The organism is Ruminococcus sp. Marseille-P328 (assembly GCF_964249465.1).
Taxonomy (GTDB): domain Bacteria; phylum Bacillota; class Clostridia; order Lachnospirales; family Lachnospiraceae; genus Blautia_A; species Blautia_A faecis.
The window spans coordinates 1-5,936 of sequence record NZ_CAXUBQ010000051.1; the positions used below are offsets into that span (position 1 = coordinate 1).

The 5,936-nt window shown below is 42.9% G+C and carries 7 protein-coding genes; 1 reads left to right on the top strand and 6 read right to left on the bottom strand.

What is annotated here, in order from left to right; translation table 11 throughout:
• Positions 1-325 precede the first annotated feature (325 nt).
• Together spoIIID and ACESTK_RS20255 are read right to left on the bottom strand one after the other, a co-directional pair.
• On the bottom strand, positions 326-607 hold the full coding sequence (gene spoIIID / locus ACESTK_RS20250) for a sporulation transcriptional regulator SpoIIID (protein ID WP_118583748.1): 282 nt from the start codon (positions 605-607) through the stop codon (positions 326-328).
• A 249-nt stretch (positions 608-856) separates the two neighbouring features.
• Complete coding sequence (locus ACESTK_RS20255) at positions 857-1,540, bottom strand: hypothetical protein (protein ID WP_373120608.1); 684 nt, start codon at positions 1,538-1,540, stop codon at positions 857-859.
• A 394-nt stretch (positions 1,541-1,934) separates the two neighbouring features.
• On the opposite strand from ACESTK_RS20255, the gene ACESTK_RS20260 reads away from it, so the two are divergent.
• Entirely contained in the window at positions 1,935-3,737 is a 1,803-nt protein-coding gene (locus ACESTK_RS20260) for an alpha-amylase family glycosyl hydrolase (RefSeq protein ID WP_373120610.1), read from the top strand.
• A 132-nt stretch (positions 3,738-3,869) separates the two neighbouring features.
• Here ACESTK_RS20260 and ACESTK_RS20265 read toward each other — a convergent pair whose 3' ends face one another.
• The 4 genes from ACESTK_RS20265 to ACESTK_RS20280 form a co-directional block, all read right to left on the bottom strand.
• The gene (locus tag ACESTK_RS20265; protein WP_148461585.1) at positions 3,870-4,553 is read right to left on the bottom strand and encodes a DNA alkylation repair protein; all 684 of its coding nucleotides are present in this window, start codon (positions 4,551-4,553) and stop codon (positions 3,870-3,872) included.
• A gap of 156 nt (positions 4,554-4,709) precedes the next feature.
• Positions 4,710-5,009: a hypothetical protein gene (locus ACESTK_RS20270; protein ID WP_173717214.1), complete on the bottom strand. Its 300-nt coding sequence runs from the start codon at positions 5,007-5,009 to the stop codon at positions 4,710-4,712.
• A gap of 78 nt (positions 5,010-5,087) precedes the next feature.
• Complete coding sequence (locus ACESTK_RS20275) at positions 5,088-5,264, bottom strand: DUF6783 domain-containing protein (RefSeq protein WP_373120614.1); 177 nt, start codon at positions 5,262-5,264, stop codon at positions 5,088-5,090.
• 28 nt (positions 5,265-5,292) lie between these two features.
• Positions 5,293-5,859: an SbcC/MukB-like Walker B domain-containing protein gene (locus tag ACESTK_RS20280; protein ID WP_373120612.1), complete on the bottom strand. Its 567-nt coding sequence runs from the start codon at positions 5,857-5,859 to the stop codon at positions 5,293-5,295.
• Positions 5,860-5,936 lie beyond the last annotated feature (77 nt).

Below are 5,936 nucleotides of genomic sequence, written 5' to 3' on the forward strand. Positions count from 1 at the left end.
ATGTGTTTCACTGTTTAGTTATCAAGGTTGTTTGTCTGTCATCTCTTTGCGACAGCTTGTTTACTTTATCATATCTTTCAGATCTTGTCAAGCACTTTTTTCAAAAGTTTTTAAGACCTTCAAGAAGCTGTATAAAGTTGTTTGTTTCTGTCGTTCTGTTCAAGCGACTTGGTTACTTTATCATAAGTTCAGTCATTTGTCAACAGTTAATTTGAATTTTCTGAAAATTATTTTATTTTTCAGCATTTCAGAAGCAATTCCTTGCGACAGCTTGTTTACTATACCACTATCGCAAGGAATCGTCAAGCACTTTTTACAAAAAAGTTTATATTTTTTTGTGCAGATTGTTTTCCAGCATATGTTGATGCAAATACTTTTCCCTGGTAGCTAAACCACCTCTGATATGTCTCTCTGATTTATTCACCTCCAACACAGCCCTGGCCTGCCTTGCAAGTGCTGGATTTAAGCTTGCAAGTCTGGTCGTCACGTCCTTATGTACTGTGGACTTTGATATCCCAAACCTTTTTGCAGTCTGCCTTACAGTTGCCCTAGTTTCGATAATATAATTTCCAATCTCTACTGCCCGCTCTTCAATATACTCTTTCAAAAAAACGCCTCCGCCGACGCTGTTTTTACAGTGTATGCAGAGGCGCTATATTTATATGTAAGAAAACGTTCCGTAATATTTTGCAGTTAAATAATTTCCATATTCTTCGTACATATTATAAAGTACATTATATTTTCTCAAAAAAATGATACTCATACAAATTAGTCAGCTTCTTTCCTGTAAGCGCTGCGTAAGCCCTCAGTAAAGAAGAGCCGCATCCTGCTGCGCCTACATAAAGTCCCGGGTAGCTTACAACTCTGGTGGGGATGGTTCTCCACCAGCTGTCGTACCAGGTTCGGCTGCCTCACTGGCAAAATCCAGATATTTCCGGATTCCAGTGCGACGATATACAATATCCAGAAAAACAATAAATCCGCCATCTGCAGTAATATCCTCCTGCTCGCTCCAGAACAGCCCGCGTTCATCTCGAGAAGCTGCCTCCATAAGAACATCCGCTGTGCGCAGTACGAAATCGCGATATTCCTGCTTCCTTGTCACCTGATAAAGATCCTCCAGGAAATAGGCTTCTCCTACCGGTCCGTTATAAGCTCCTGCCGCCCATCCCGGCACAGGAATGATTCCTTTCACCTCCGAATGTAAGGTATGCTCATACCATTCCGGACCAACCTGAGTAGCAATAATATGCGCAGCCGCTTCTTCTGCTTCTTTCAGCCATCTCTCATCACTAGTGGCTTCATAAAGACGGATCAGGAAAATTCCGATTCCAGCAGAACCATCATACATACTTTTTGACGTAAACATAGGAACATCTTCACGATATCCGTCCTGTCCTTCCGGAAGCGCTTTCCAGATCCTTCCATGTTCTGTCTTCACCGCCAGCGTGTCAATCCAATTCGCTGTCTCTATCGTCGCCTGAAGGTAATCTTCTGCAGTATTTTTATGAAAAATTCTTGGATCTATCCTCTTATTCATCTGATGGCCCGCCACTTCTGCACTCTGGCATAAAACTTTCAGCTCTTCACTGCCATTTTTCCCGCTTTTGAAAGTGGTTTTTCCTTTCGTTGATGTTGGTGTAAAATATACTTTAGTTTTCATAGTATGTCAATAGGTTTTGTCAATATAATTTACCATCACGCCTCAACAAAGGCTTTCTTCTGTTCTTCCGGCATTTTGTATATCGAATCCCTATTTTTAACCTTTCGCCCTTAAGCAAAATTATCAATATATTTTCCGTTTTCAAAAATTTTAACAATCCCTACAGAGTACCATGAATCATCATATTTTTATATGGAATAAGCTCCTAAAATCTGCTATTATAGAAAACGTTGAATGTACAAATTTATTTTAAACGACAGAGGTGTTAGACATGAGTTGGTATAACGAGGCAGTTTTTTATCACATTTATCCATTGGGTTTGGCTGGGGCGCCGAAGCAGAATGAGTATGGGGAGCCTGTGCATAGGCTGAATACGCTTCTTCCGTGGATCGATCATATTAAAGAAATCGGGTGCACCGCTTTATATATAGGTCCTTTATTTGAAAGTGTGGGACATGGTTATGAGACTACTGATTACAGGAAGCTTGACTCCCGTCTGGGTGACAACGAGGATCTGAAGAATTTCGTTGCAACCTGCCATGAAAAAGGGATCAAGGTTATCTTCGATGGCGTATTCAACCACACCGGACGTGACTTTTTCGCATTTAAAGATATTCAGGAGAAGCGACAGAATTCACCTTATGTAAACTGGTACTGTAATGTGAACTTCTCTGGAAATACCGAATACAACGATGGTTTTTCCTATGAAAACTGGGGCGGATATAATCTTCTGGTAAAATTAAACCAGCGCAATCCTGATGTGCAGAACTACATCTGCGATGTGATCCGTTTCTGGGTTTCTGAATTTGATGTGGATGGTATCCGTCTTGACGCTGCGGACGTTCTGGACTTTGATTTTATGAAACAGTTGCGCCGCACCGCTGAGGAAGTGAAACCGGATTTTTGGCTGATGGGCGAAGTTATCCACGGCGATTACAGCCGCTGGGTAAATGGCAGCACCCTTCACAGTGTTACAAATTATGCACTTCACAAGGCTCTTTACAGCGGACACAATGACCATAACTATTTTGAGATCGCGCACACTGTAAAATATCTGCAGAACATGGGCGACCTTGATCTTTATAATTTCGTGGACAACCATGATGTAGAACGAATTTACACCAAACTTTCCAATAAGGCGCATTTTGCTCCAGTTCATGTGCTTCTCTACACCCTTCCGGGAGTTCCAAGTATTTATTATGGTTCTGAATTTGGAATTGAGGGACGTAAGGAAAGAACCTCAGATGACAGCTTAAGACCAGCCTTAAATCTTGCTGATTATGCTGACGCAGTGGAGAAAAATCCTTGCACAGCTCTTATTGCTGCCCTTGGAAAAGTCCGCCAGAATACACCGGCTCTTAATTATGGAAGCTATGCAGAGCTTATGCTCACCAACCGCCAGTATGCTTTTGCCCGTGACCTGGATGGGGTGCGTGTGATCATCACTGTAAATAATGATGACAATGCCGCTTCTATGGATCTGGCTGCTGGAAATGCAGCTGAGTATGTAGGTACTCTGACCGGTGAAAAAGTTTCTGTAGAAAATGGACGCATTCATGTAACCGTTGCCGGAAACAGCGGCAATATCTGGGTTCCGGCTGGGGATATGCCAGAGTATAAGCCGGTAGAGATGAATGCAAAGACACCGGAAACTACTAATACAACAGTTAAGGCTGACAACGCAGACCAGACAAAAGAGGAAGCTGCTGCCACTGTCGCAGAGCAAAATACAACTCCGATCTCTCAGGCACTGAAAAATGCTGCGAATACGGACAGCATAAAGGAAACGGTTGCGACTACTGTAGGTAACTCTGATTGCACCACAAATGCTTCTGAAAAAGCAGCTGATGGTACAACATCTAATACTACTACCGCATCCGAACCAGCCTCCGAAAAATCTCAGATAACCGTAGACTGGTCCAAGTCCCCAGAGGACATGACCGTAGAAGAGCTTCAAGCCGGAATCCTTGCGAAAATGGCAAACAATGGTCCGGTAACCGACCAGATGAAGAAAACCGTTTATGACAATATCTGGCATGATTCCCTGGTGAACTGGCTGAAGAGCTTCCGCTGATTTGCGGCAGCCACCAGGATCTTATGCCTGCATAAATACAAAACGCCAGAATGAAATTCGCTTTACCGCATGATAAAGCTTTTCATTCTGGCGTTTTTCATTTCTTAGTCTCTAAACCATAAAATCCTATTTTTAACGGTAGCCTTTCAAATATTCCTTCTGTTCAGACGTAATCCGATAGCTTTCCACTGCCTTCTGGATAGTCTTTTTATGTACCCAGTCCGACAGTCTGTGCTGCTCAATATAAGGTACTGCAGCATCCCATTGCTTGGCCAGAGCGGTGGCAAAATACCAGGCAATCATCATGTTTACATAATATTCCTGTGATTGTACGCCAGCTGCCATTTCAAGATACTCCGGGGAAAAATCCTCGTCCAGAAAAAGGCGCATAAGCATGCCGATCCCGTAGCGAATAGTGTAGGTTTCAGTGGAGGCGATCCACTTCCGGACCTCTTCTAATACTGCTTTTTTGTTCTTACGGAAACACTTTGGCTCTGGGAAATCACAGGTGGCCCAGTTGTCGATATAGGGCAGGAATCGCTGTACTTCTTCCATACATTTCGGATAGTCCTTTATCCCAGTGATCAGCATCATATGAAGGTTATTTTCCTCATAAAACTGGTGAGGAAGCTGCTGCAAAAAGTCCTCTAATTCCGGAGTACCGGCGAATACTTTTGCAAAATTCCGAAGCACAGGAGTACGGATTCCAATAATCTTTTCCTTGGCTGTTTCGGGCATTAATTTGCTGTGGAAATCCCGATATTTTATATCCTGTAATTCGAATAACTGCTTCTGCAATTCCGTTAATTCTGCCATACACACTCCCTGTTTTTCAATCTATAACAGACATTTCACTCTAATTTTCAACGAAATTTGGGTTTTCAACTGTCGTCCTTTTAGTTTACATAATGTTTTGCATAATGCTTTTGGCTTACCAAAAACACTCATAGTTGATGTCTATTTGAGCCAATTCTATTCTGCTTTCTCTGCTGCCTCCAGGCTTGCCATCAAAAGCTCATAGAAGTCATCTTCCCCCTCCAGCTTCGGGGAGTTTTCTCCGCCGCCATTGGTACTGCGGCGCATGGTAGCATAGAAGTCTTCTCCGGCAGATACCAGGTCCATTTCATACAATTCATAGCCAAGTTCCCTGCATAATCTGCAAAAAACAGTGAGAGGATCCTTTTCCAAACGGGTGGCCAAAAGCTTTTTTCGAAGTTCACCATCTTTCAGCGCATCACCTTGCAGACGGTCCAGAATTTCCAATGTTGTCATATGCGGTACCTCCTTTTTTTGCAGCTGTGCTCACAGAAGGCTGTTGTGAACTCTACTCACCACTCAAAAGCATTCTTATCAGACATGCTGGCATTCCTGTTCCAGCTTCAGCTGTGTTATTTTCATATATTTTAATACCTCAGCTATCTGTGCGCAACTGTTAATTTCAGGATTCATCTGCAATCCAGCAGGTTTTCTAGAGCGTGTTTGAAAAAGGCTTTCTGCAAGATGTGCGTCACAATTTGTGGGAATGATTTTTCAAACACGCTCTAATACCAGCTAGTCATACTGCATTGTGATATTCCTCCACATAACTCTGCTTCTGATCTGTCATTACCAACATCACTTCATCCATAGCCGGGCCGATATACTGGATCTTATCTGGAGGAGCGGCGATAATAAGCTGTAATGGAAGGCGTCTCAGGAATTCCAAAACGCCGCCGATTCTTTCATCATCCATGTTATTAAAGGCCTCATCAAAGAGCACCAGTCCAGCTGCCTCGCCACCAATATTATTGCTGTAAAGCTGCACAAAAGAGGCTGCCACTGTCACATAAAACGGGGTCTGTGTCTCACCACCGCTCTTCTCTTCACATACCTTGGAATAGTAAGAATAGGTGCCGTCATTATGAATGATCTTAATGTCATAATCCATGTAAGTACGGTAATCCGTAAACTCGTCAAGAGCCTGTGCACTGTTATCTCCACTTACCGAAAGCTGTTCAAACAGCTCCTCGATTACATCTTTATGAGCCTCATGGAAGATTCCCGAAAATAGGGATTCGCCTTGTGTCACATTGAAATCATCCATGATCATTTCATAATAATTGCGGTATTTTTTACTTGGCATAGTCGAGTAGACTAAGACCTCTCAATCTTAGCCCCTCACAGATCCGTACGTGCGGCTTTCCCGCATACGGCTCCTCG

Excerpts from the sequence above, each read along its gene's own strand:
- ACESTK_RS20255 (WP_373120608.1), bottom strand. The coding sequence starts at position 1,540 with ATGAATAAGAGGATAGATCCAAGAATTTTTCATAAAAATACTGCAGAA.
- ACESTK_RS20265 (WP_148461585.1), bottom strand. The coding sequence starts at position 4,553 with ATGGCAGAATTAACGGAATTGCAGAAGCAGTTATTCGAATTACAGGAT.
- ACESTK_RS20260 (WP_373120610.1), top strand. The coding sequence starts at position 1,935 with ATGAGTTGGTATAACGAGGCAGTTTTTTATCACATTTATCCATTGGGT.
- ACESTK_RS20280 (WP_373120612.1), bottom strand. The coding sequence starts at position 5,859 with ATGCCAAGTAAAAAATACCGCAATTATTATGAAATGATCATGGATGAT.
- ACESTK_RS20270 (WP_173717214.1), bottom strand. The coding sequence starts at position 5,009 with ATGACAACATTGGAAATTCTGGACCGTCTGCAAGGTGATGCGCTGAAA.